The organism is Streptomyces sp. NPDC052682, from assembly GCF_040678435.1.
Lineage (GTDB): Bacteria > Actinomycetota > Actinomycetes > Streptomycetales > Streptomycetaceae > Streptomyces.
This window is the reverse complement of sequence record NZ_JBFATS010000029.1, coordinates 1-22,708: the sequence shown is the minus strand read 5'-3', so window position 1 is coordinate 22,708 and position 22,708 is coordinate 1. Positions and strand designations below refer to the sequence as shown.

Genomic DNA, 22,708 nt, shown 5'->3' with positions numbered 1-22,708 from the left:
GGCGATGGCGAGCGACGACGTCGTGTGTGCCGTCGATGTCGGCACCTCGGCCGTCCGGGCCGCCCTGGTGAGCGCCGAGGGCCGGCGACTGTGTCACGCCCGCGAGGAGCGAGGCCCCGACGAGGGCGCCGAGACCTTCGACGCCGAACTCCTGTGGGACGGCCTGTGCCGCGTCCTGCGCCGGATCACCTCGCAGGCACCCGCGCGCTGCCGCCCGCGGTGCCTCGCCGTCGCCGGACACGTCGGCCAGGTTTTGGTCGACGAGCGGTGCCGTCCGCTCGGCAGGGCCGGGGGGTGGGCCGACTCCCGCGGTGTCCGCGAGGTCGCGGCCCGGTGGCCCGACGCGGCCGCCGCCCTCCGCCCGGCCGGCCGGCCCGCCGTGACGGGCGGAGCGGTGCCCTTGCTGCACTGGCTGAAGGACAACGAGCCGTCACTGCACCGGCGGGTCAGGTGGGTGCTGTCCCCCAAGGACTTTCTCGTCCTGCGTCTCACCGGCACGGCCGCCACGGACGTGACCAGCGCGGCGTACACCCTCGGCAGCGACGTCACCCGCCGCGTCTGGGACCCCGACCTGCTCGCCGTCGGGGGCAAGGGCCCCGAGCACTTCCCCCCGCAGCACGCGGCGACCGACGTCGTCGGCACGGTCACCCGGGCCGCCGCCGGCGCCACGGGTCTGCCGTCCGGCCTGCCGGTGGCCGCCGGAGGTCCCGACGGCACGGTCGGCGCCGCCGCCGTGGCGGGCTCCGCCCCCGGCGCCGTCGTGGACGTGGCAGGCACCACCGACGTCCTGACCCGGGTGATCACCTCCCCCGGTCAGCGTCCTGCGGCGGCGGTGCTCAACCCCTTCCTCGTCGCGGGCCTGTGGACCTGCGGCGGGGCGACCGGGATGACGGGCGGAGCCGTGGCGCACTGGGCCCGCCTGCTGGGGCTCGGCGACGCCGCCACCGCCCTGGAACGGCTGGGTCCCCAGATGCGCGCCCTGCCGCCGGGCAGCGCCGGGCTGTCGATGTCGCCGCTGCTGACCGGCAGCCGCTTCCCCGACTGGAACCAGCAGGAGCGGGGCGGGCTCTGGGGCCTCGGCGAACACCACGGCGCCGCCCACATCCTGCGCGCCGCGCAGGAGTCCGCCGCCTACGTCGTACGCCAGGCCGTGGACACCCTCCTGGCCGGTGAGGCTCCCGGCCCGCCCGTCCTGCTGACCGGCGGGCCGTCCCGCTCCCTGGACGTGGCGCAGTTGCGGGCGGACGTGCTCGGCCGGCCCGTGCACACCAGCGCGGAGGCCGACGCCAGCCTGCACGGTGCGGCGCTGCTCGCGCTGGTCGCCGCGGGGCTGGAGCCCGACCTGCCGACGGCTCAGGCGCGCACGCGCCCTGCTGTGCGCCGCTTCGCCCCGCGGGCGGCACTGACCGCGCGCTACGACACGCTCTACCGGCAGTGGCAGCAGACCAAGGGCTGATGCCCCGGTCGTCCTGGTCCGCCTTCCGGCGTGCCGGTCAGTGGCGGTTCTCGAACGCGCGCCGTACGGCGGCGCCCTCGTCCTCCACCAGTCCGGCCGGGTCCGGCAGTTCGAGCACGCCGGCACAGTGCCCGCACAGCATCGCCCCGCCCGCGTCCGGCTCGGCCGGCCTGCTTCCGCAGGCCTTGCACATTCCCTCGTCCTGGCCGCCGTCGCCGATCTTCCGCTGCTCTTCCATCGGTGCCCTTCCTCCCGCTGCGCGATGCCGGTGTCCGCGTCGTTCGTGCCGGCCGGGTGCCCTGGAAGGGGGACGGCCTATCAGGCCCGCTGAGTGCGGGATCGCGTGCACGGTGCGCCAGGGCGGCATTCGCACGCTCAGGCCAGGGCGTTCACCACGGTCGTGAACAGGCCGGGCAGGTGTGTGGCGGCGGGCACGATGCGGGGTGCCAGTGCGGGCCGCTGACAGGCCCTGAGCAGGGCGCCTGTCAGGAGGCGGTGGCGTCGGGTGGCGCGGCGCCAGTCGGTCTCGTAGCGGCTCACCGTGCCGCGCCGTACGTTGGCGACGAGGGCGCGGGCGCCGGCGAGGGCCAGGAAGACGCCTTCGCCGGTCAGCGCGTCGATGTATCCGGCGGCGTCGCCGACCAGCAGGACCCGTCCGTGGACGCGGGCCCGGGCCTTCTGCCGCAGGGGCCCCGCGCCCCGCACGCTGGTGACGGCCGCCTGCGGCGGAAGGCGGGCCGACAGTTCCGGGAAGCCGGCCAACTGGGTGGTGAAGGGCGCTTTCACGGCCGTCAGCAGGGCGACACCGACGAGTTCGGGGCCGAGGGGCGTGACGTACGCCTCCGCGTGCGTGCCCCAGTGCACCTCGACACAGGAGGACCAGGGGGGCACCGCGTAGTGCCGGCGCAGCCCGTAGCGCGGGGTGCCGCCGGTCGCCGCGTGCAGGCCGAGGGAGCGGCGCAGCGGTGAGTGCAGGCCGTCCGCGGCGACCAGCCATCGGGCGCGCAGGCCGGTGCCGGGGACGGTCACGCCCGTGGCGTCCTGCCGTACGTCCGTCACCCGTAGAGGCAGGACGGGTACGCCCGCGTCCAGGACGGCCCGGTGCAGGGCGCCGTGCAGGTCGGTGCGGCGCGCGCCGAGGCCAGGGCCGTGCGTGAACTCGGCGTGTGCCCGGCGGGGTCCCTGGATGTAGCGGATGCCGGTGATGACATGGCCCGGGACCCGCAGGCCGAGGCCGGTCAGAGCGCGCACGGCACCGGGCATCAGCCCTTCGCCGCACGCCTTGTCGACCGGTGCCGGGCGCGGTTCGGCCACCACGGCGTCCAGACCGGCACGGGCGGCGTACAGCGCGGTCGCGAGGCCGGCGGGTCCGCCGCCGGCGATCAGCAGGTCGGGGCGGCCGGTCACGCGGGCACCGCCTGGGTGAGCGCGGTGTTCTCGCAGCGCAGCCGGACCCTGAGCAGCAGCGCGTTGGCGAGGGAGAACACCGCTGCCGTCAGCCACGCGCAGTGCACCAGAGGCAGGGCGGCCACCTCCACGAAGACCGCGAGGTAGTTCGGGTGCCGCAGGAAGCGGTAGGGGCCGCCGCGTACCAGGCGCGCTCCGGGTACCACGATGACCCGGGTGTTCCAGTAGGGGCCCAGGGCGGTGATGCACCACCAGCGCAGGGCCTGGGCCAGGGCGACGAGGACCAGCATGGGCCAGCCGAGCGGCGGCAGGAACGGCCGGCCGGCCAGGACGGGTTCGCACAGGCAGCACACGAGCAGGGCGGTGTGCAGGGCGACCATGAAGGGGTAGTGGCCGCGGCCGGACTCCACTCCGGCGCGGGCGAGCGTCCAGGCCGCGTTGCGCCGGGCCACGACGAGTTCGGCGACCCGTTCGGCGGCGACGAGCAGGACGAGGAGCGTGTACCAGGTCATGAGGTCTCCTCACCACCGCAGCAGGACGAGTTCGGAGCAGAATCCGGGGCCCATGGCCATCAGGAGGCCCCAGGTGCCGGGCTCGGGCCGCTCGGACTCCCGCAGGCTCTCCAGGATGTGCAGGACGGACACGGACGACATGTTTCCCGCCCGCGCCAGTGAGCACCGGGCGGCGTCCAGGCGGTCGCCGGGCAGGCCGAGCGTGTCGGTCACGGCGGCGAGGATGCCGGGGCCGCCCGGGTGACAGACCCAGATGCCGATGTCCTCGGTGCTCAGGCCGTGCTCCGCGAGGAAGGCACGCAGGTGCCGGCCGAGGTGCCGGCGCACGATGCCGGGCAGGCCGGCGTCGATGACGACACGGAATCCGGTCGCCGCGATGTCCCAGCCCAGGAGCTGTTCGGTCCCTGGATACAGGTGGCTGCGCGTGGCGACCACCGAGGGTCCGGCCGCCCCCGGCCGGGCGCGGTCACCGTCACCGGCGCCGCCTGTGCCTGTGCCTGTGCCTGTGTCTGTGTCTGTGTCTGTGCTCGTGCCTGTGCCGCTGCCGCTGCCGCCGCCGCGTGCGACGAGCGCCGCCGCGCCGTCGCCGAACAGCGCGCCGGCGACGAGGTTGGCGCGGGAGTCGTCGCGCTGCTGGAGGGTCAGCGAGCACAGCTCCACGGTGAGCAGCACGGCCGTGTGGTCGGGGTGCCCGAGCAGGTAGTCGTGGACCCGGGCGAGTCCGGCCGCGCCCGCCGCGCAGCCCAGGCCGAACACCGGAAGCCTCTTGACGTCCGGGCGCAGGCCCACGCGCCCGGCCAGCCGGGCGTCGAGCGACGGGGCGGCGACGCCGGTGATGGAGGCGCACAGCAGCAGGTCGACGTCGGCCGCCCGGAGTCCCGCCTGGTCCAGTGCCCCGGTGAGGGCCTCCTCGGCCAGGTCGAGGCCCACCGCCATCCAGGCGTCGTTGCTGCGGCCGAAGTCGCCGAGGGCGGCGTAGCTCTCGATCGGCAGGGAGAGATGCCGGCTGCGCACCCCGGCCGACGCGTGCAGGCGGCGCAGGACGGTGCGGTCCGCCCCCGGGGGCAGGCACAGGTCGCCGATCGCTTCGGTCAGTTCCTCCTGGGCGTAGCGGTGCGGCGGCAGCGCGGTGCGCACGGCGACGACCGTGGTCACCTCGGCGGGCTCGGCGGTGCGGCGCGCTCGGTCGGGCGGGGACGCGGCGGCGTCGATCGTGGGGACACGCATGTCGGTGATGCCTTCCTCGCATCGGGCGACCGGCTACCGTGCCCCCGTGTCCCTCCACCCGTCTGGAGTTCTCCCGCGCACGCCCCGCCCTGTCCGTGCGTTGCTGCGTTCCTGCCATCCGGAGCCGGCGCTCGCCGTGACGGTCTTCGTCACCGCCCTGGCCGTGGCGGCGGGCCGTGGGGTGCCGGGGTCGGCCGTGGTGGCCGCGGCCGTGCTGGCCGGTCAGCTGTCCGTCGGCTGGTGCAACGACGCGGCCGACGCCTGGCGCGACACGGCCTGTGAGCGCCGGGACAAGCCGGTGGCCCGGGGGGAGGTACCGGCCCGGGCCGTGGCGGTCGCGGCCGGGGCGGCGCTGGGGACGTGCGTGCCGCTGTCCCTGCTGAGCGGCGCCGCAGCGGGCGCGGCACACCTGGTGGGTGTGGCGGCCGGCTGGGCGTACAACCTGCGGCTGAAACACACGGTCCTCTCGCCGTTGCCGTACGCGGTGGGTTTCGGTTCGCTGCCGGCCTTCGTCACCCTCGGTCTGCCGTCGCCGTCCTGGCCCGCGTGGTGGGCGGTCACGGCGGCCGTTCTGCTGGGCGTGGGGGCGCATCTGGCCAACGTCCTTCCCGACATCGAGGGCGATCTCGCGACGGGGGTGCGCGGGCTGCCTCAGCGGCTGGGCCCGTCGGCCTGCCGCCGGCTGGCCCCGGTGACGATGCTGGCGGCCGTCGGCGTGGTCACCGCCGGTCCTTCGGGCGCGGCGGGCAGCGGCACCCGGGTCCTGGCCGGCGTGGCCGGGGCCGTCGCGGTCGCGGGGACCGCCGCGCCGTCGCTCGTCCCGGGCCGGTGGCCGTTCCGGGCCGCCCTCGTGGTGGCCGGCCTGGCGGTGACGGAGCTTGTGCTGCAGGGCTCCGGCATGGCGTGAGGCAGCCGGTCCCCGCGGGGGGCGGAGCGTGCGCCGGGGGCTGGTCCGGTGACGTTCCGGCGCGCCCTGTGGTGTGCGCCGGGCCCGCGGCCGCCGCAGGGGTGCTCCCCGGCGGGCGCGTCCGCGGGCCGTGGCGGTGCGGCGTACGTCCGGCGGTGCTTCCGGGACGTCGCGCGGCCGGCAGGCCCCGGCCGGGTCAGGGCCGGCGGGACGGGTGCCGGCGCCGGATGCGGTGGTGGAGGACGAGTGCGACAGGTGCCGCCGTGAAGACGGAGGAGTACGTGCCGACGGCCAGGCCGACGAGCAGGGCCAGCGCGAAGTCGGTGAGGGAGGATCCGCCGAGCACGGCGAGGGCGGTGAGGATGAAGGCGGCGCCCATGCCGGTGTTCACCGTGCGGGGCAGGGTCTGCAAAATCGCCTGCCCGGTCACAGCGGGCAGCGGCGTCCCGGGGGACCTGCGGGCCAGTTCCCTGACACGGTCGAAGAGGACGACGGAGTCGTTGACCGAGTAGCCGATGACGGTGAGCAGGGCGGCCAGGAACACCCCGTCGACGGGCTTGCCGAGCCAGGCGAAGACGCCGACGAGGATCACCACGTCGTGGGCGAGGGCGACGACCGCGGCGGTGCCGAGCACCCACCGGAAGCGTGCCGTGAGGTAGACCAGCTGTGCGCCGAGGGCCACGGCGAGCGCGATCAGGGCTCCCCGGCGCAGCTCCTCGCCCAGGCTGGGGCCGATCAGTTCGTCGCGGACCTGGTGCGCTCCGCCGGCCAGGTCGCGCACGGTGCCGGTGACCCGCGCCTCCTCGGCGTCGGTGAGCCGGTCCGTGCGGACGGTCAGGCCGGTGTCCCCGGAGGACTGCACGACGGCCCGGGGGAATCCGGCGTCGGCGAGGGCGGTACGGGCCCGGTCGGCGCTGACGGGGCCGGCGGTGGCGTACTCGATGAGACGGCCCCCCGTGAACTCCACCCCGAGGTCGACGCCGCGTACGGCGATGCCCGAGCCGGCCAGGAGAAACACGAGGGCGGAGGTGGCCAGCCAGCGGCGTGGGCGGCGCATCAGGCGGGGTTCGCGCCGGGCCAGGCGGGCGCGGACGGCCCCCGTGGTGGCGATGCCCGTGAGGCGGGGGCGGCGGCGCAGCCGGGCGCGGCCGAGCGCGGACTCGGCGAGTACGCGGGTGATCACCAGGGCGCTGAACATGGAGGCGAGCACGCCGATGCCGAGGGTGACGCCGAAGCCCCGCACGGGCCCGGAGGCGAGGAAGAACAGCAGGGCGGCGGCGATCAGCGTGGTGATGTTGGAGTCGGCGATCGCGCTGAGGGCGTTGCGGAACCCGGCCGCCAGCGCGGAGCGCGTGCTGGGGCGGCGGCGGGCCGCGTACTCCTCGCGGGCCCGTTCGAAGACCAGCACGTTGGCGTCCACGGCCATGCCGATCGCGAGGACGAACCCGGCCAGGCCCGGCAGGGTCAGGGTGGCGCCGAGCGCGGCCAGGGCGGCGTAGGAGACGAGGCCGTAGCAGGCCAGGGCGACGACGGCGAGTGCGCCCGCCAGCCGGTAGACGGCGATGATGAACAGCGAGGTCAGCGCGGTGCCGATGGCCGCGGCCCAGGCGCTGGCGGTGATGGCCCGCGCGCCCAGGGTGGGGCCGACGGTGCGCTGTTCGACGGTCTCGACCGGTACGGGCAGGGCGCCGCCGTTGATGAGCAGGGCGAGTTCGCGGGCCTCCTCGGGACCGAAGGAGCCGGTGATGCGGGTGGCGCCGTCCTGGATGCCGGTCCGGCAGGGGACGGACGGGTCGACCTGCGGGGAGGAGATGACCTTGTCGTCGAGGACGATGGCGACCCGCCGCGCCGGGGAGCCGGCCGGGTGGCAGGCGGCCTGACCGGTCAGCCGGGCCCAGCCGTCGCGGCCGGCGCCCTCGAAGTCGACGGTGACGTGCCATCCGGCGCCGTCCTGCTGGTCGAGGCGGGCTGCGGCCTCTTTCACGTGCTCGCCGGTCAGGGCCGCGGCGCCGAGACGCAGCGGCGTGCCGGACTCGTCGGGCAGCACCCTCTCCCCGGAACGCTCGGGCAGGGGGCGGGCGGTGCCGGCGGCGCCGCCGGTGGTGCCGAGGACCGGGTGGAAGGTGAGCTGCGCGGTACGGCCGAGGACGTCGGCGGCCTTCCTCGGGTCCTGCACACCGGGCAGTTCGACGAGGATCCGGTGGTCACCGGAGCGGACCAGGGTGGGTTCGGCGACACCCAGGGCGTCGATGCGGCCCCGCAGCACCTCCAGTGTGCGGTCGGTGGCCTCGCGGCCGGCGTCGGTGGTGGGGGTGGAGCGGGTCTGCAGCACGATCTGGGTGCCGCCGCGCAGGTCGAGTCCGAGGCGGACCGGCACGGTGACGGCGATGTACAGCGATACGGCGATCACGGCGAGGGCGAGCAGCGCTCTCACGCGCTGAGAACGGGTCAACGGGGCCTCCGGCAGGCACACCCCGGCCACGGCGGCGGCCGGAAAGGCCGCAGCAGGGCGGGGGGGACGGGTGGGCGGACAGGGGTCAGCTGCTGGAGGTCGCGGGAGGTGCCCGCCCACGGTCCTGGGGTGATGCGGGGCCGGGGCGCGGGAGGTGCCCGGTCGGTGCCGGGAGCGGCGCCCGAGCGGGCGGGGTGAGGAGCGTGTCGTGGGGGCCGGTGGCCAGGTGTCCGCGCGGTGCGGGCTGCTCGCTGTGCGGGGCCGGGCGGGTGGCCGCCTGATCACCGCAGGCGGTGTGCCCGTCGGCGGCTCGCGGCCAGCCGGCCGACTGCGGGGCGGTCGCGGCTCGCGGCACGCCAGCCCGCTGCCGGGCGGCCGCAGCTCGCGGCACGCCAGCCCGCTGCCGGGCGGTCACAGCTCGCGGCACGCCAGCCCGCTGCCGGGCGGTCACAGCTCGCGGCACGCCAGCCCGCTGCCGGGCGGTCACAGCTCGCGGCCCGCCGGCCGGCTGCCGGGCGGTCGCCGTCGTGAGCCTCGGCTCGCCCGTCGTGCCGTGCGGCGGACCGGCGATGCCGAGGGCTGTCAGCAGCACCAGGACAACAGCCGCCGGCACCGCGACGGCCAGGCGCCGCAGACGGCTGGGGCCGGGGGCGGTGCGCGCGGGGCGGGGGCGGTGCGCGCGGGGCGCGGGCATGCGCCGTCCCCCTCTCGTCAGGGTGTCAAGTGCCGGGCGGTCCCGGCGCCGGCCGGGAGGTCAGGGTTCGATCAGGCCGACGCGAATGGCGTACCGGGTCAGGTCCAGGCGGTCTCGCAGGCCGAGTTTCTGCAGCAGGTTGGCGCGGTGCCGTTGCACGGTCTTGACGCTGATGAAGAGCAACTCGGCGATCTCCTTGGAGGAATGCCCCTCGGCGACCAGTTTCAGGACCTCCTCCTCGCGCGGGGTGAGGATCTGGTCGGGGGTCTCCTCACCCTGGCGGACCCGGTCCAGATAGGTGCGGATCAGCGCGGTGACCGCGCCCGGGTACAGGAAGGGCTCGTCGCGCATCGCGGCCCGGCAGGCGGCCACCAGGTCGCGGTCGGCGACGGACTTCAGGACGTAACCGCTGGCGCCGGCCTTCAGGGCCTGGAAGAAGTACTGCTCGTTGTCGTGCATGGTGAGCATCAGGATCCGCAGGCCCGGCTTGAGCGCGGCCAGGTCGCGGGCGGCCTGCAGCCCGGTCATGCGGGGCATGGTGATGTCGAGGACGGCCAGGTCGACCTCGTGGGTGCGCGCCAGTTCGATGGCCTCGGCGCCGTCACCGGCCTCGGCCACCACCTTCAGGTCGGGTTCCTGGTCGAGGATGAGCCGCACGCCGCGGCGGACCAGCGCGTGGTCGTCGGCGAGCAGGATGCGGATCGGGTTCTTCCGCGGCAGGGGGGACGTGGTCGCGTCGGGCATGGTCAGGGCTGCTTCCTGGCGAGAGGTGCGGTGAGCCGGACCCGGGTGCCGGTGCCGGGGGCCGGGGTGATCTCGAGGGTGCCGCCGACGAGCAGGGTCCGCTCGCGCATGCCGCGGATGCCGGCGCCTTCCCGGGGTGCCCGGATGCCGGAGCCGTCGTCGGTGACGGTCAGCACCAGGCTGTCTCCGCTGCGGCGCAGGCCGACCGTGACCCGTTCGGCGTCGGCGTGCCGGGCAACGTTGGTCAGCGACTCCTGGGCGACGCGGTACAGGACCAGCTCGGTCTCCGGGGCGACGGCGGGCAGGTCGGCGTCGAAGCGGCGGGTGACCTGAAGCCCGGTGTGGGTGGCGAAGTCCTCGGTGAGCGAGGTGAGGGCGCTGACCAGGCCCAGGTCGTCCAGCACACCGGGCCGCAGCCGGCGCACCAGGTGGCGCACCTCGTCCAGGCTCTCCCGGGTGATCTCCTGCACCTCGTGCAGCTCCTTGCGCAGCGGCTCCGGGGCGTGGTCCGCGGCGCGCTTGAGTCCCAGCAGGATCGCGGTCATGCTCTGGCCGACCTCGTCGTGCAGCTCCTGCGCGATACGGCGGCGTTCGGCCTCCTGGGCCAGCAGGGCCCGGGCACTGCTGGTGGCCCTTTCCCGTTCCAGCCGCTCCAGCATGGCGTTGAACGTACGGATCACCTCGGCGACCTCGCCGCCGCCCGACGCGGGCAGACGCTGACCGGGGCGCAGCAGGTCCACGGTGCACATCAGCTTCGTCAGCCGGTCCAGCGGCGCCAGGCCGAGCCGCAGCAGCGCGGCGTTGGCGACCAGCATCACGGCCAGACCGGCGACCAGGATCACCGCCTCGGTGAGCAGGACCGGTACGGAGACGGTCACCGGAGCCCACAGGAGCAGGGCCGTGGCCGTACCGAGCACCACGGCGTTGAGGGCGAAGATCCGCCAGAACAGGGACACCGGCCCTACGCCTCTCTTTCCACGTCGTGTCGTTCCGCTGCCGGGCAGCGCGGGCCCCCTGCGCCCCAGGGTGCGGGGTGCTCGGGTGCGCCCGCGGCCAGCCTGCCCCGGTCCGAGTGCCCCGTCGATGGGTTCCGGTCCCCATTTCCCGTGGCGCGCGGCACCCACCGGGCAGCCGGGTGCATCCTTCGACGCCGCGTAAATGGGGTCCGCGCCCGATAGGCATCCGCCGCCGGCCCGGCCAGGGTGGAGGACACCACGCCGAAGAGAAAGGGACCGATCATGTCGCTCGATGTCACGCGGGCCGAGCACCCCGCGCACGAGGCCCGCCAGCGCCTGGAGCACGCCCGGGCCTCCCGGCTGGCGCAGTTGCAGGCCCTCGACGAGAGCGGGCAGGGCGACGCTCACCTGCTGTCCGAGCAGAGGACCGCGATGCGGCGCGTCCTGAAGGAGATCGACGAGGCGTTCGCCCGCATCGACGAGGGCACCTACGGCACCTGCCAGGGGTGCGCCAAGCCCGTCCCGGCCGAACGGCTGGAGATCCTCCCCTACACCCGCTACTGCGTCGCCTGCCGGCGCCGCGCCCTGTGACCTCCGCCCGTTGCGACCCCCGCGTCCCGCTCCGAGAGGGGTGAAGTGGTGAACCACCAGACCATCGGCCGCGGCCCGGCACACCTGTCGACCGAGGACCTTGCCGCGCTGCGCGAGAACCTGCACGAGCAGCGGTTGTTCCGCCAGGAGCAACTGCGCGAGCTCACCGGGGCGGTCGCCTCCCGCGTCGAGGACCGGCTCGGGCAGCGGGCCGCCTCGCAGGTCGAGGTCCGCGTCAGGCTGGCCGCCTCCGCCCGCATGGTCCTCGCCGACGTCGAGGCGGCCCTCGCCCGCATGGACGACGGCACGTACGGCATCTGCCACCTGTGCCGGCGCCCCGTCGAACGGGAACGGCTGCGGATCGTCCCGCAGGCCCGTTACTGCGCCCGCTGTCAGCAGGTCAGGGAGACGGAGCCGTGAGCGTCGCCGGCCGCCCGCACACCGCGGCCCGGCACCGGCCCTGGCCGATGTGCCGACGCTGCTGCGGCGTCGCCCTGGACCTGGGAAGCGCCCGCACCCGCGCCTGGATCGCCGGCACGGGCGTGGTGGTCGACGTGCCGACCGAGGCCGTCCCCGGGACCGGCGCGGGCCGTCCCGTCCAGCGCGGCGCCCTCGTCGACGTCGCCGGGTGCGCCGGGATGCTGGAGCAGGTGCTCGGTCCGCGGCTGCCCCGCCTCCTGCGCCCGATGGTCATCCTCACCACTCCCGCCCTGGGCGGGGTCACCTACCGCGCCCGGGCCCGTACCGCGGTCGGTGTGCTGCGGCCGGTCAGCGTCCTGACCGTGCCCGGCGCCCGGGGCATCGCCGGGGCCGCCCGCGCGGACCTGTCGCGCCCGCTGCTGGTGGTGGACCTCGGCGCCCACCTCACCGAGGTGGTGCTGCTGTGCGACGGCGCCGTCACCGACGCGCGCCGCGCGGCCCTGGGCACGGCCGACCTGGACGATGCCGCCACGCCCGAGCAGATCGCCGGGACGGTGGCCGAGATGCTGGCCCAGATGCTCCGGCAGGACCGCACCCCGGTCACGGCCGGTGCCCTGCACCGCGGCGTCCTGCTGGCGGGCGGGGGCGCGCTGCGTCCCGAGATCACCCGCCCCCTTACCGGCCGGCTGCACGCCCCACCGCGGGTGGTCCCCGCCCCGCAGACCGCGGCGGTCCGGGGCGCCGCCGAGCTCCTGCAAGCCGCCCACACCCATCCCTCCGGCTCCGGCGCCCTCCCGCCCGTCGCCCACCCTCACTAGCCGGTCGTCGCGGGCGGGCGCGACGCCGCCGGCGGCCGGGCTCCGGCCGTGCTCTCGTCCCGCACCTCGGCGGCATCGTCCGCCGCGTCCACCCCCGCAAGGAGGACCTGTGTCCGGCCGCGTTCCCACGCCCCAGCCCGGGCGGGTCGTCCTGTGGCGGTTCCGGCGCAACCCCCTGCGCCGGCGCAGCGACCTGGCCCAGGCGTGGATCGGCCTCGGCCTGCTGGTGTCCACGGCGGTCGCGACTGCGCCGGCCGTGGTGGTGGTCGAGGACGCCGCCCTGCGCCACTACACGCGCACCGCGCGGCAGCAGGCCGAGACCCGCCAGCGCACCACCGCGGTCCTGCTCCAGGACGCCCGTCGCCACCCCGAACCCGGTTCCGCGGAAGCCAGGACCACCCGCTACCCGGTGAAGGTGCGTTTCACCGACCCCCACGGGCACCGCCGCACCGCCACGGCCGAGGTCGAGCCGGGACTGCCCGCGGGCAGCACCGTCCGGGTCTGGGCCGGCACGGACGGACAGCTCACCGAGGCACCCCTGAGCCCCGGCGAGGTCCGCGACCGCGCCAGGGGCTGCGCGGTCCTCGCCGCCCTCGGCGTCCCCGCCACCGCGGCCACCGCCTACACCGTGGCCGGCCGCGTGATCCAGCGCCGCAACCTGGCCGCCTGGGCCACCGCCTGGGCCGCCACGGCACCCCGCTGGACCGCACCGCCCTGACGTCCCACCCCGTGGGGGCCTGGCGGGGGCACCTCGGTCGGCGCCACGGGCGCTCCGTGGGCCCCGGTCCGGCCCGGTCAAGGGGACTTCGGTGGTCTGATCCAGTCCAAAGACCGCTCGACCGCTCGCTTCCAGTTGTCGTACTCGGTGTCCCTGCGGACGGGGTCCATGGACGGCAGCCACTGGGCGGCCCGGTGCCAGTGGCGGCGCAGCACCTCGAGGTCCGGCCAGTAGCTGGCGGCCAGTCCGGCGGCGTAGGCGGCGCCGAGGGAGACCGTCTCGGCGACCATGGGGCGTACCACGGGGATGTCCAGGACGTCGGCCACGAACTGCATGAGCAGGTTGTCCGCCGTCATGCCGCCGTCCACCTTGAGCTGCTCGAGCGGGCCGGAGAAGTCGGCGTTCATGGCGTCGACGACCTCACGGGTCTGCCAGCCGGTGGCCTCCAGCACGGCGCGCGCCAGGTGCCCCTTGGTGATGTACGAGGTGAGGCCGACGATGACACCGCGTGCGTCGCTGCGCCAGCGGGGTGCGAACAGGCCGGAGAACGCGGGGACGACGTAGCAGCCGCCGTTGTCCTCGACGGTACGCGCGAGGGTCTCGATCTCCGCCGCGCTGCTGATCAGTCCCAGCCGGTCCCGGAACCACTGGACCAGTGAGCCGGTGACGGCGATCGAGCCCTCCAGGGCGTAGACCGGGGGCCCGTCGCCGATCCGGTAGGCGACGGTCGGGAGCAGCCCGTGCCGGGAGCGTACGAGTTCGGTGCCGGTGTTGAGCAGCAGGAAGCTGCCGGTGCCGTAGGTGCACTTCACCTCGCCCGGGGAGAAGCAGGTCTGGCCGAACAGCGCGGCCTGCTGGTCGCCGAGGGCGGCCGTGAGGGGCACACCGGGCACGACCGCGCGGGCATCGCCGTACCGCTCGGCCGAGGAGCGGATCTCGGGCAGCATCGGGCGGGGCACGCCGAAGAGCGCCAGCAGGTCCTCGTCCCAGGTGAGCGTGCGCAGGTTCATCAGCATGGTGCGGCTGGCGTTCGTGGCGTCGGTGAGGTGCAGACCGCCGTCCGCGCCCCCGGTGAGGTTCCAGATCAGCCAGCTCTCCATCGTGCCGAACAGCACCTCGCCGTCCCGGGCGCGCTGTTCCAGACCGGGAACGTGGTCGAACAGCCAGCGGATCTTCAGCGCCGAGAAGTAGGTGGAGGGAGGCAGACCGCACCGGTCGAGGAAGTACGCGTCCCCGGGGCGGCGCCGCAGCTCCTCCACGAGCGGTGCCGTCCGGGTGTCCTGCCAGACGATCGCCCGGCCCACCGGGACGCCCGTGCGCCGGTCCCACAGCACCGTCGTCTCCCGCTGGTTGGCGAGACCGATCGCGGCGACCTCCTCGCTGTCCACGCGGACGGCCGACAGGGTCTCGGGCACCAGCCGCTGCAGATCGCGCCATATCCCGAGGGCGTCGTGCTCCACCCACCCGGGCCGGGGGAAGTGCTGCTGGTGTTCGCGCTGGGCGACGGACACCAGCCGCCCCTGGTGGTCGAACAGGATGCAGCGGGTGGAGTTGGTGCCCTGATCGATGGACATTACGTACCGTGCGACCATGTCCGGGTCTGCCTTCCGCTAGGTCGAGGGCCCCGTTACCAGCGCGTCGCCCCCAGGTCCCTGGAGATGGCCCGTGCCGCCTCCCGCAGCAGGGTGATCAGGCTCGGCCGGGGATGCCCCTGGCTGTCGCAGATCCTCTCGACCGGGCCGGACAGTCCGATCGCCCCGACGACGAGACCGCCGTGTCCGCGGATCGGCGCGGCGACCGAGGCCTCGCCCATGCTCAGCTCCTGCACCTCGGCGGCCCAGCCCAGTTCGCGGATCTCGGCGAGCGCCCGGGTGAGGTGCTCGGGGACGACCAGGGTGTGCCGGGTGTACGTCTCCAGCCCGGCGTCCAGGGCGGACTGCAGGGGCGCGGTGCCGAAGGCCAGCAGGACCTTGCCGAGCGAGGAGGCGTGCAGCGGCAGCAGGGAGCCCACGTCCAGGGTCTGCAGTGTGTCGTCCGGCCGGAACACGTGGTGCACGACGAGGACCTTGCCCTCCAGGGGGGTGCCCAGCCGGACCGCTTCGCCGCTGCGGGCGGCCAGGGCGTCGGCCCAGTTGATGGAGCGCGAGCGCAGTTCGTTGACGTCGAGGTAACTGGTGCCCAGGTGCAGCAGGGCGGCGCCGAGCTGGTATTTTCCCGTCGCCTCGTCCTGTTCGACGAAGTCCACGTGCTGGAGGGTGCGCAGGATGCCGTGGGCGGTGCCCTTCGCCAGCCCGAGCGAGGCCGCCACCTCGCCGAGCCCGAGCCGGCGCGGCCCGCCGGCGAGCAGACGCAGGATCGCCGCCGCCCGTTCGATGGACTGGACTGGGCCGGCCATAAGGCGAGCCTAGTACCGGTATGGTCGGTGGGGCGCCCGCAGCGGTGGCCTTTTCCTGGCGATATGAGGCATCGTTCGGTAATGCCGACCGTCATTCGTTGACCCGCCTGCGCGGGGTTCCCTAACGTGCACGGTGGCCGGGCTCCGCGCCGCCCGGGGCGGGCTTCGGCCCGGGCACCCAGCACCCACCGGAAGCGAGCAAGGATGGCGACACAGCTCCGCACGGCACTGCCGGACGTGCGGGAACACGTCTGTCCGCTGCCGCATGCCCCCGAGGCCGTCCCGGCCGTCCGCCGGCGCACCCGGGCCGTCCTCGCCGACTGGGAGGTCTCGCCGGAGATCGCCGAGGACTCGCTGCTGGTGGTGTCGGAACTGATCACCAACGCGGTGCTCCACGCCCTGCCCCCGGCGCAGCTGCGTTTGCGCTGGAGCCGCTCCCAGGGCCCCGGCACCCTGCGGGTCGAGGTCACCGACGCGGGCCCCGCGGGTGCGGCCGGGCAGGTACCGGCGGGAACCGACCCGGACGAGCACGGCCGGGGCGTGGGCATCGTGCGCGCCCTGGCGACCCGGCACGGCGTGCGGATCCACTCCGGCGGCATCACCCGGTGGGCGGATCTCGTCGCGGCGTGAGCACACCGGCCGGGCGCCGGCCGGACTCGGCCGCGTGTCCGGGTGCGCGAGGAGCGCCGGCTCGCCGGCGGGGGCAGGTGCCCGGCGTGCGCTAGCGGCCGGCCGGACCGTGGCCCGTTCCGTCGTACGGTCCGGAGGTGGCGGGCTGCTGGAGCAGCAGCAGCGCCGCGTCGTCGTGCAGGCGCCCGCCCACGTGGGCCAGCAGCTCGTCATGGAGGGCGGTGAGGGTGCGTTCCGGCTCGTCGCCGACATGCCGGGCCAGACGTTCGGCGAGCGGATAGAACTCGCGGCCCTCGTTGCGCGCCTCCGTGACCCCGTCGGTGTAGAGGAGCAACTGGTCGCCCTCGGCGAACGGCACCTTCTGCAGGCCGGGGGCCTCGCCCGACAGCGCCCGCAGCCCCAGCGGCGGGGCCGGATGTGCGGGGTCCACCGCCACGACGCCTCCCGAGGCGCGCACCAGCAGCGGCGGCGCGTGTCCGCAGTTGACCATCTCCAGGTGTCCCGCGTCCCGGTATCCCGCGATCACGGCGGTGACGAAGTCGTCGCGGCCGAGGTTGCGGGCCAGGCTCCGCTCGATGCGGTCCACGACCGCCGGCAGGTCGGGCTCGTCGTAGGCGGCTTCGCGGAAGACGCCGAGCACGAGTGCGGCGGTCCCCACGGCAGGCAGCCCCTTGCCCCGTACGTCCCCGACGATCAGCCGGACCCCGTGCGGGGTGGACACCAGCGCGTAGAGGTCTCCGCCGATACGGGCCTCCGCCGCGGCGGCGCTGTAGCGCACGGCCACCCGGAACGGGCCGACGGTCTGCGGTACGGGCTTGAGCAGGGCGTGCTGGGCGGTCTCCGCCACCGAGCGGACGGCCGCGAGGACCCGTTCCCGGCGCCCCCGCAGGGCGCTGGCCAGGCCGCTCGCCAGGGTGACGGCGACCAGGGCGGACAGCACGGCCGCCAGTTCACGGCCCGGGACGTCGTGCCGGGCTCCCAGCACCGCCCCCAGCACCACCGCGAAGAGACCGACCCACACAACGCCACGCGGCCGGTTCGTGGTGGCGGCCAGGGCGGGCCCGGCCGCCAGCAGCGGCAGCCAGATCATCCCCGATCCGCCGCACAGGCCGACCAGGACGACCGCGGAGACGATCAGTCCTGGCAGGACGGGCGTACCGGCGGCCAGCTGGCCGCGTCCCCGGGCCGGCTGCGCCAGACGGGCTCGCAGGTGCACGAACGGCCGTATCGGCCGGGGGTCGCCGCCATGATCTCGGCCCTCACTCATACTTCTTCCGCAGTCCTCATCTTTATGCGTGACACGCATGCCGGTACCGATGCCCGGCATGCCCGTTTCATCCAGGAAAGGTGGTCGAGGCCGGGCGCCGCAAGGTCCGGGATTTCAGATAGTGAGCGACAGCGTCCTCGTCACACGGCTCGCGACCGGCAGAAGCCGCGCCCGGATCTCGGGCAGCCGGGAGAGCCGGTCCGCCGGCAGCGACACGCCGAGCGAGCCGAGCACGTCCCCACTGCGGACCGGGACGGCGACGCAGACCGTGCCGAGGGCGTACTCCTCCAGGTCCGTGACGGCCGGGGCGACGGGCGAGGCGTCGATGTGCCGGAGCAGTTCCCCAGGGCTGGTGATGGTCCTGGGAGTGAGGTCGGCCAGATGGTGCCGCGCGAGGTAGTCCTTGCGGGACTCCTCGTCCAGTTCCCGCAGCACCGACTTGCCCAGGGCGGTGGCGTGCCCGGCGTCCGCGAATCCCACCCAGAGGTCGACCCGGGGGGCCCGGGGGCCGTCGACGATCTCGGCGACCCGGATCTCGCCGTCCTCGTAGAAGGTGAGGTAGGCAGCCGTCCCGAGGTCGTCGCGCAGTGCGGCGAGCGTGGGGCGGACACGGCCGAGCAGCGCCTGCCCGCGGCCCGCCCCGTGCAACGCCTGGAGCTTGTCGCCGAGGACGAACCCGCCGTCGTCCAGCTTGCGGACGTAGCCGTCGTGCACGAGTGTCCGCAGCAGGTGATAGGCGGTGGCCAGGGGCAGGCCGGTCTCCCGTGCCAGCTGCTTGGCCGGCGCGCCGTTGTCGTGCCCGCTCACCGCCTCCAGCAGCCGCAAGGCCCGCTGCACGGACGTGATGAGCGTCGGCCCGTCGCCCGCACCCATACCCTCCAGCGTGCGCCGGGCGCGCGCGGTGGGCAAGGTGCGTACCCCGGCGTCGTGGCACAGTGGCGCTATGTGCGGCCGCTATGTCTCCACCCGCAGTCCGCAGGAACTGACCCGGCTCTTCCGGGTCGCCGACTGGCGCCCCGAAGAGACCCTGGCGCCCAGTTGGAACGTCGCCCCGACCGACGACGTCTACGCGGTCCTGGAACGCTCCCCGCGCCGGGAAGGCGACGACGCGCCGGCCCGCCGGGAACTGCGGCGGCTGCGCTGGGGGCTGGTGCCCTCCTGGGCACGGGATCCCAAGATCGGCTCGCGGCTGATCAACGCGCGGGTGGAGACGGTGCACGAGAAGCCCGCCTACCGCCGCGCCTTCACCCTGCGCCGCTGCCTGCTCCCGGCCGACGGGTTCTACGAGTGGACCCCGCTGAAGAACCCCGCCACCGGCAAGACCCGCAAGCAGCCGTACTACATCCACCCCGCCGACGGGCAGGTGCTGGCGCTCGCCGGCCTGTACGAGTACTGGCGCGACCCCCGTGTCCCCCGCGACGACGATCCCGCCGCCTGGCTGCTGACCTGCACGATCCTTACCACCGAGGCGACCGACGCGGCCGGCCGCGTCCACCCGCGGATGCCGCTCGCCCTCTCCCCCGGCCACTACGCCGCCTGGCTGGACCCGCACCGCCGGGACCCCGGCGAGCTGCGCGCCCTGCTGACCCGGCCCGCCGACGGCCATCTCGACGCCCGCCCCGTGACGACCGCCGTGAACAGCACCGCCAACAACGGCCCCCACCTCTTGGACGAGGCGCCCGCGTAGCCCTCCGGCGACCGCGGCATACGGCCGGCCTCCGCCCCGGAAGGCGAAGGCCGGCCGTGAGGGCTCGCGGTGTGGCGGCGTACTCTGGTGCGTATGGTGCTACAAGATTCTAATTCCAGACATATAGGGATTGAATCGTCAACACGTGTGAGCACCCCCGTGTTCGTCGACTCGTCGGGCCACCGTGCGCGCGTCTTCCGGCGGACCGGATACGCGCTGGCCGGGCTGGCCGCCGCGTACCTGGCCGTGCTGGGGCTGAGCCTGCTGGGGGCGACGCCGTTCGCGCCGGGGACGATCCTGCCCGGTCCCGGCGACGCCGCGGCGCCCGCCGCGCCGGATCGGTCCACCCCGGGGCGTACGCCCTCGCCGCCCGGCGACGCGGCCGCGCCCGGTCGGCCGGGGCCGGTCGGCCCGGCGACCGGAGCAGGACCGAGCAGCCTGATCATCCTGCGGCTCCCCACGCCCGGCACGGCCGGCCCTCCCCCGTCCCCGTCCGGGAGTCCCCCGGCCGGCGGCCCCCCGTCATCTGCGGCCCCGTCGGACCCCGAGGCACCGCAAGCGGCTCCTTCGGCTCCGGTCACCCCGGTTCCGGTTCCCCCGGCTCCGGCACCTTCCGCTCCGGCACCTTCCACTCCGGCACCTTCCGCTCCGGCGCCTTCCGCTCCTGCACCTTCCGCTCCGGCACCGGGCACGGGCAGCGCCCCGCCCTCTCCCCCGCCGTCCCCCCTGCCCACGCCCACGGCCGGCACCCCCTCCGCCCCACCGGCCCCCGATCCCTCGGTGCCCAGCCCGCCGGCCACCACGCCACCCACCCCCTCGCCCACCGCGCCACCCACCTCGCCGGCGGCCGGCCCCGCCGCATCAGCCGGGGACGGGGCCTCGGGCACGTCCCCGGTCCCGGACACGGCGGCAGCCGAGGCTCCCTGATGCGGCGAGGGCGTCACCGGCGGGTCCGCCGCTCACGGGCGTCGTCCGGTCCGCGGCGGGTCCGGGATCCTGCGGGCCCGGCACCGTCCCCGTCTGGCCGTTCCGTGCGTCCTGCTCGCCTTCGTCCTCTCGGTCCTGTTCGTCGAGGGGTACACCACCAGGGGCTTCTCCGGCGACCAGGTCGGGCGCGCTGAGCGTTCGGCCGCCGGTGTGCCCCGGGAGGTCACCCACGGTGGCCCGGTCGTCGACGTCACCGGTGATCACCTGCGCACCTACCGCACACCGGACAGGACCGTGGTGCTGACCTTCGACGACGGGCCCGACCCCACCTGGACGCCCCGCGTACGGGCCGTGCTCGACCGGCACGGCGTGCCCGGCACCTTCTTCGTCACCGGGCAGCAGGCCGCCCGCCACCCCGGGGTCCTGCGCGACGTGCTGCGCTCCGGCCACGAGATCGGCGTGCACACCTTCTCCCACCCGCACCTTAGCCCCCGGTCCTCCGGCGACCTCGACCGTGAGCTGGCCCTGACCCAGCTCGCCCTCGCGGGGGCCGCCGGCATCAACAGCTCGCTGATGCGGATGCCCTACTCCTCCACCCCCTCCGCGCTGGACGCCCCGACGTGGTCCGTGGCGCGGCGGCTCGGCGGCAAGGGGTACGTCCTGGCGTTCATCGACCAGGACACGCAGGACTGGCAGCGGCCGGGTGCCCGGGCGATCGCCGACGCCGCCGTGCCGCGTCCCCCGGGCAAGGGCGCGGTCGTGCTCCTGCACGACGCGGGAGGCGACCGGTCCCAGACCGTCCAAGCGCTCGAGATCCTCATCCCCCGGCTCCAGCACCGGGGTTACCGTTTCACCACGCTCGCCGGCATCGTCGGGGCGGAACGCTTCACCCGTCCCGTCGGCACGGCGGCGCTGTGGCAGGGCCGGGTGTTCGTCACCGCTGTGGCCGTGTCGGGGACCGCCGTGTCGGTCGTCAGTGTGCTGCTGCTGGTGGTGGGGGCGCTCGTCCTCGCCCGGTGTGTGCTGCTGCTCGTCCTGGCCCGGCACCACGCCCGGCGGCTGCGGCGCCGTACCGGCACGGGCCCGCCCGTCACCCGGCCGGTCAGCGTCGTCATCCCCGCGTACAACGAGAGACCGTGCATCGCCAAGACGGTTCTCTCCCTCGCCGCGAGCGACCATCCCGTCGAGATCATCGTCGTCGACGACGGCTCGCAGGACGGGACGGCCGACGTGGTGGAGTCGCTCGCCGTCGCGGGTGTCACCGTCCTGCGCCGCCCCAACGGCGGCAAGCCCGCCGCCCTCAACGCCGGTCTGCGGCGCGCCGCGTACGACCTCGTCGTGATGCTGGACGCCGACACGGTCTTCGCCCCCTCGACCGTGCGCCGTCTCGTGCAGCCCTTCGCCGACCCCCGGGTGGGCGCGGTCGCCGGGAACGCCAAGGTGGGCAACCGCCGACGGCTGCTCGGGCGGTGGCAGCACATCGAGTACGTCATGGGCTTCAACCTGGACCGCCGCATGTACGACCTGCTGCGCTGCCTGCCCACCATCCCCGGTGCCGTCGGCGCCTTCCGTGTCGCGGCGCTGCGGGACGCCGGCTGGATGAGCGGGGACACCCTCGCCGAGGACACCGACCTCACCATGGCCCTGCACCGGGCCGGCTGGGAGGTCCGCTACGCGCACGACGCGCTCGCGTGGACCGAGGCCCCGGCCTCGCTGCGTCAGCTGTGGCGCCAGCGCTACCGCTGGAGCTACGGCACCATGCAGGCCGCGTGGAAGCACCGCCACGCGCTGTTCGAACGCGGCCACGCGGGCCACTTCGGCCGGCTCGGGCTGCCCCTGCTGGCGGTCTTCCAGATCCTCATCCCGCTCCTCGCCCCCCTGATCGACCTCCTGACCGTCTACGGCCTGGTGTTCGGCAACCCACTGCGCACGGTGCTGGCCTGGACCGGTGTGCTGGCGGTCCAGTTCGTCTGTGCCGCCTACGCCTTCCACCTCGACGGTGAGAGGCTCCGGCCCCTGTGGGCGCTGCCGGTGCAACAGGTCGTCTACCGGCAGGTGATGTACCTGGTGCTCACCGCGGCGTGTCTCACCGCCGTCAACGGCTACCGGCTGCCCTGGCAGCGGCTCAAGCGCACCGGGGAGGTGGCGCTGCCCCCGGCCGAAGCCGGTCGATGAGGCACAGGCGGCACCGGCGGGCCCGGTCCCCGGCGACGACCAGGGCGGCATGACCGGCCACCCGGCGCCAGGCCCGCCAGGCGAGCGCGGCTCCCCTGGGCCGAAAACCGGTCGACTCGCCCGCCGCGCGCACCTGCAATGGCTAGCGGCAGCTCAGCGACTGAAGAGCCAGGGGTGGGCTGCCGTGAGTCACTGCGAGAAAACCGCAGCTCAGCAGGAATTTCAACCCGTCACCAGCGACCGAAGCGACTCAACGACGGACACAGACTAGCGAACACGGCTGGTGAGGGTGTGGAGCCGGTGCGAAAAGAGCCTTGTCGTCGTGTCGATGACCGGGCCGGTTGGGGTCTGCCAGCGACTGAACGGGATGGACAGCGACGAAGCAAGGTCCGGTAGCTGCCCATCGGTAAACATACAACCGCAGGTGGGACGGCCCCCCTGCCACCAATCAGCGACTGAAGCTTCCTATATATGATGCCCACGCACGCACGTGAATGTCTTTAGACCTCGTTCTTTTGGTGAGGCGAGATTCATCAGGGCGCCTGAGGGACCCTGATGTCTGTTCTGTATGGCAGTCTCCCGTCATGACTTACGATCTCGCCGTGTGGGAGGGTGACCGTCCGGGCGATAACGCCGCTGCGGGGCAGCTCTTCAGCGAGCTTTACGGTCGGTACATAGACATCGACACCGGCATGGATCACCCGCCGAGTGACCGCATAGCGGCG

20 protein-coding genes are annotated in these 22,708 nt (G+C 74.7%); 9 read left to right on the top strand and 11 right to left on the bottom strand.

Annotation, left to right across the window (positions count from 1 at the left end):
* Positions 1 to 4 precede the first annotated feature (4 nt).
* Complete coding sequence (locus AB0K80_RS31720) at positions 5 to 1,456, top strand: FGGY-family carbohydrate kinase (RefSeq protein ID WP_365675643.1); 1,452 nt, start codon at positions 5 to 7, stop codon at positions 1,454 to 1,456.
* A 37-nt stretch (positions 1,457 to 1,493) separates the two neighbouring features.
* On the opposite strand, the gene AB0K80_RS31715 is transcribed toward AB0K80_RS31720, so the two are convergent.
* The 4 genes from AB0K80_RS31715 to AB0K80_RS31700 form a co-directional block, all read right to left on the bottom strand.
* Positions 1,494 to 1,694 carry a hypothetical protein gene (locus AB0K80_RS31715; protein ID WP_365675641.1) on the bottom strand — a complete coding sequence of 67 codons (201 nt, stop codon included), beginning with the start codon at positions 1,692 to 1,694 and terminating at the stop codon, positions 1,494 to 1,496.
* 137 nt (positions 1,695 to 1,831) lie between these two features.
* A complete protein-coding gene (locus tag AB0K80_RS31710) occupies positions 1,832 to 2,863 on the bottom strand; it encodes an NAD(P)/FAD-dependent oxidoreductase (RefSeq protein WP_365675639.1) in 1,032 nt (343 codons plus the stop codon).
* Entirely contained in the window at positions 2,860 to 3,375 is a 516-nt protein-coding gene (locus AB0K80_RS31705) for an isoprenylcysteine carboxyl methyltransferase family protein (RefSeq protein WP_365675637.1), read from the bottom strand. Before AB0K80_RS31705 ends, AB0K80_RS31710 begins: the two co-directional genes overlap by 4 nt.
* 9 nt (positions 3,376 to 3,384) lie before the next feature.
* Positions 3,385 to 4,530, bottom strand: coding sequence for a 3-oxoacyl-[acyl-carrier-protein] synthase III C-terminal domain-containing protein (locus AB0K80_RS31700; protein ID WP_365675699.1), 1,146 nt, complete (start codon positions 4,528 to 4,530; stop codon positions 3,385 to 3,387).
* Positions 4,531 to 4,738: 208 nt separating this feature from the next.
* On the opposite strand from AB0K80_RS31700, the gene AB0K80_RS31695 reads away from it, so the two are divergent.
* Complete coding sequence (locus AB0K80_RS31695) at positions 4,739 to 5,509, top strand: UbiA family prenyltransferase (protein WP_365675635.1); 771 nt, start codon at positions 4,739 to 4,741, stop codon at positions 5,507 to 5,509.
* A gap of 196 nt (positions 5,510 to 5,705) precedes the next feature.
* Here AB0K80_RS31695 and secD read toward each other — a convergent pair whose 3' ends face one another.
* The 3 genes from secD to AB0K80_RS31680 form a co-directional block, all read right to left on the bottom strand.
* Positions 5,706 to 7,961, bottom strand: coding sequence for a protein translocase subunit SecD (gene secD, locus AB0K80_RS31690; RefSeq protein WP_365675634.1), 2,256 nt, complete (start codon positions 7,959 to 7,961; stop codon positions 5,706 to 5,708).
* 754 nt (positions 7,962 to 8,715) lie between these two features.
* Positions 8,716 to 9,399: a response regulator transcription factor gene (locus tag AB0K80_RS31685; protein ID WP_365675632.1), complete on the bottom strand. Its 684-nt coding sequence runs from the start codon at positions 9,397 to 9,399 to the stop codon at positions 8,716 to 8,718.
* Positions 9,400 to 9,401: 2 nt separating this feature from the next.
* Positions 9,402 to 10,355, bottom strand: coding sequence for a sensor histidine kinase (locus tag AB0K80_RS31680; RefSeq protein WP_365675630.1), 954 nt, complete (start codon positions 10,353 to 10,355; stop codon positions 9,402 to 9,404).
* A 282-nt stretch (positions 10,356 to 10,637) separates the two neighbouring features.
* On the opposite strand from AB0K80_RS31680, the gene AB0K80_RS31675 reads away from it, so the two are divergent.
* The 4 genes from AB0K80_RS31675 to AB0K80_RS31660 all read left to right on the top strand — a co-directional run bounded on the left by AB0K80_RS31675 (position 10,638) and on the right by AB0K80_RS31660 (position 12,902).
* On the top strand, positions 10,638 to 10,946 hold the full coding sequence (locus AB0K80_RS31675) for a TraR/DksA C4-type zinc finger protein (protein ID WP_365675628.1): 309 nt from the start codon (positions 10,638 to 10,640) through the stop codon (positions 10,944 to 10,946).
* Positions 10,947 to 10,991: 45 nt separating this feature from the next.
* On the top strand, positions 10,992 to 11,366 hold the full coding sequence (locus AB0K80_RS31670) for a TraR/DksA C4-type zinc finger protein (protein ID WP_365675626.1): 375 nt from the start codon (positions 10,992 to 10,994) through the stop codon (positions 11,364 to 11,366).
* A 47-nt stretch (positions 11,367 to 11,413) separates the two neighbouring features.
* Complete coding sequence (locus AB0K80_RS31665) at positions 11,414 to 12,184, top strand: hypothetical protein (RefSeq protein ID WP_365675697.1); 771 nt, start codon at positions 11,414 to 11,416, stop codon at positions 12,182 to 12,184.
* 109 nt (positions 12,185 to 12,293) lie between these two features.
* On the top strand, positions 12,294 to 12,902 hold the full coding sequence (locus AB0K80_RS31660) for a hypothetical protein (protein ID WP_365675624.1): 609 nt from the start codon (positions 12,294 to 12,296) through the stop codon (positions 12,900 to 12,902).
* 77 nt (positions 12,903 to 12,979) lie between these two features.
* On the opposite strand, the gene glpK is transcribed toward AB0K80_RS31660, so the two are convergent.
* Complete coding sequence (gene glpK / locus AB0K80_RS31655) at positions 12,980 to 14,494, bottom strand: glycerol kinase GlpK (protein ID WP_365675623.1); 1,515 nt, start codon at positions 14,492 to 14,494, stop codon at positions 12,980 to 12,982.
* 35 nt (positions 14,495 to 14,529) lie between these two features.
* Complete coding sequence (locus tag AB0K80_RS31650) at positions 14,530 to 15,297, bottom strand: IclR family transcriptional regulator (RefSeq protein ID WP_365675621.1); 768 nt, start codon at positions 15,295 to 15,297, stop codon at positions 14,530 to 14,532.
* Between the two features lie 204 nt (positions 15,298 to 15,501).
* On the opposite strand from AB0K80_RS31650, the gene AB0K80_RS31645 reads away from it, so the two are divergent.
* Positions 15,502 to 15,927: an ATP-binding protein gene (locus tag AB0K80_RS31645; protein ID WP_365675619.1), complete on the top strand. Its 426-nt coding sequence runs from the start codon at positions 15,502 to 15,504 to the stop codon at positions 15,925 to 15,927.
* A 91-nt stretch (positions 15,928 to 16,018) separates the two neighbouring features.
* Here AB0K80_RS31645 and AB0K80_RS31640 read toward each other — a convergent pair whose 3' ends face one another.
* On the bottom strand, positions 16,019 to 17,143 hold the full coding sequence (locus AB0K80_RS31640) for a PP2C family protein-serine/threonine phosphatase (protein WP_365675617.1): 1,125 nt from the start codon (positions 17,141 to 17,143) through the stop codon (positions 16,019 to 16,021).
* A gap of 165 nt (positions 17,144 to 17,308) precedes the next feature.
* The gene (locus AB0K80_RS31635; RefSeq protein WP_365675615.1) at positions 17,309 to 18,067 is read right to left on the bottom strand and encodes an IclR family transcriptional regulator; all 759 of its coding nucleotides are present in this window, start codon (positions 18,065 to 18,067) and stop codon (positions 17,309 to 17,311) included.
* Between the two features lie 70 nt (positions 18,068 to 18,137).
* Here AB0K80_RS31635 and AB0K80_RS31630 point away from each other — a divergent pair, with 70 nt between their 5' ends.
* Positions 18,138 to 18,881: an SOS response-associated peptidase gene (locus tag AB0K80_RS31630; protein ID WP_365675613.1), complete on the top strand. Its 744-nt coding sequence runs from the start codon at positions 18,138 to 18,140 to the stop codon at positions 18,879 to 18,881.
* A 1,137-nt stretch (positions 18,882 to 20,018) separates the two neighbouring features.
* Entirely contained in the window at positions 20,019 to 21,983 is a 1,965-nt protein-coding gene (locus tag AB0K80_RS31625; RefSeq protein WP_365675612.1) for a bifunctional polysaccharide deacetylase/glycosyltransferase family 2 protein, read from the top strand.
* Positions 21,984 to 22,708: the final 725 nt, after the last annotated feature.

What these genes read in the sequence shown, in the direction of transcription:
- AB0K80_RS31720 (WP_365675643.1), top strand. Translation starts at nt 5, where the DNA reads ATGGCGAGCGACGACGTCGTGTGTGCCGTCGATGTCGGCACCTCGGCC.
- AB0K80_RS31715 (WP_365675641.1), bottom strand. Translation starts at nt 1,694, where the DNA reads ATGGAAGAGCAGCGGAAGATCGGCGACGGCGGCCAGGACGAGGGAATG.
- AB0K80_RS31705 (WP_365675637.1), bottom strand. Translation starts at nt 3,375, where the DNA reads ATGACCTGGTACACGCTCCTCGTCCTGCTCGTCGCCGCCGAACGGGTC.
- AB0K80_RS31685 (WP_365675632.1), bottom strand. Translation starts at nt 9,399, where the DNA reads ATGCCCGACGCGACCACGTCCCCCCTGCCGCGGAAGAACCCGATCCGC.
- AB0K80_RS31675 (WP_365675628.1), top strand. Translation starts at nt 10,638, where the DNA reads ATGTCGCTCGATGTCACGCGGGCCGAGCACCCCGCGCACGAGGCCCGC.
- AB0K80_RS31665 (WP_365675697.1), top strand. Translation starts at nt 11,414, where the DNA reads ATGTGCCGACGCTGCTGCGGCGTCGCCCTGGACCTGGGAAGCGCCCGC.
- glpK (WP_365675623.1), bottom strand. Translation starts at nt 14,494, where the DNA reads ATGGTCGCACGGTACGTAATGTCCATCGATCAGGGCACCAACTCCACC.
- AB0K80_RS31650 (WP_365675621.1), bottom strand. Translation starts at nt 15,297, where the DNA reads ATGGCCGGCCCAGTCCAGTCCATCGAACGGGCGGCGGCGATCCTGCGT.
- AB0K80_RS31645 (WP_365675619.1), top strand. Translation starts at nt 15,502, where the DNA reads ATGGCGACACAGCTCCGCACGGCACTGCCGGACGTGCGGGAACACGTC.
- AB0K80_RS31635 (WP_365675615.1), bottom strand. Translation starts at nt 18,067, where the DNA reads ATGGGTGCGGGCGACGGGCCGACGCTCATCACGTCCGTGCAGCGGGCC.
- AB0K80_RS31630 (WP_365675613.1), top strand. Translation starts at nt 18,138, where the DNA reads ATGTGCGGCCGCTATGTCTCCACCCGCAGTCCGCAGGAACTGACCCGG.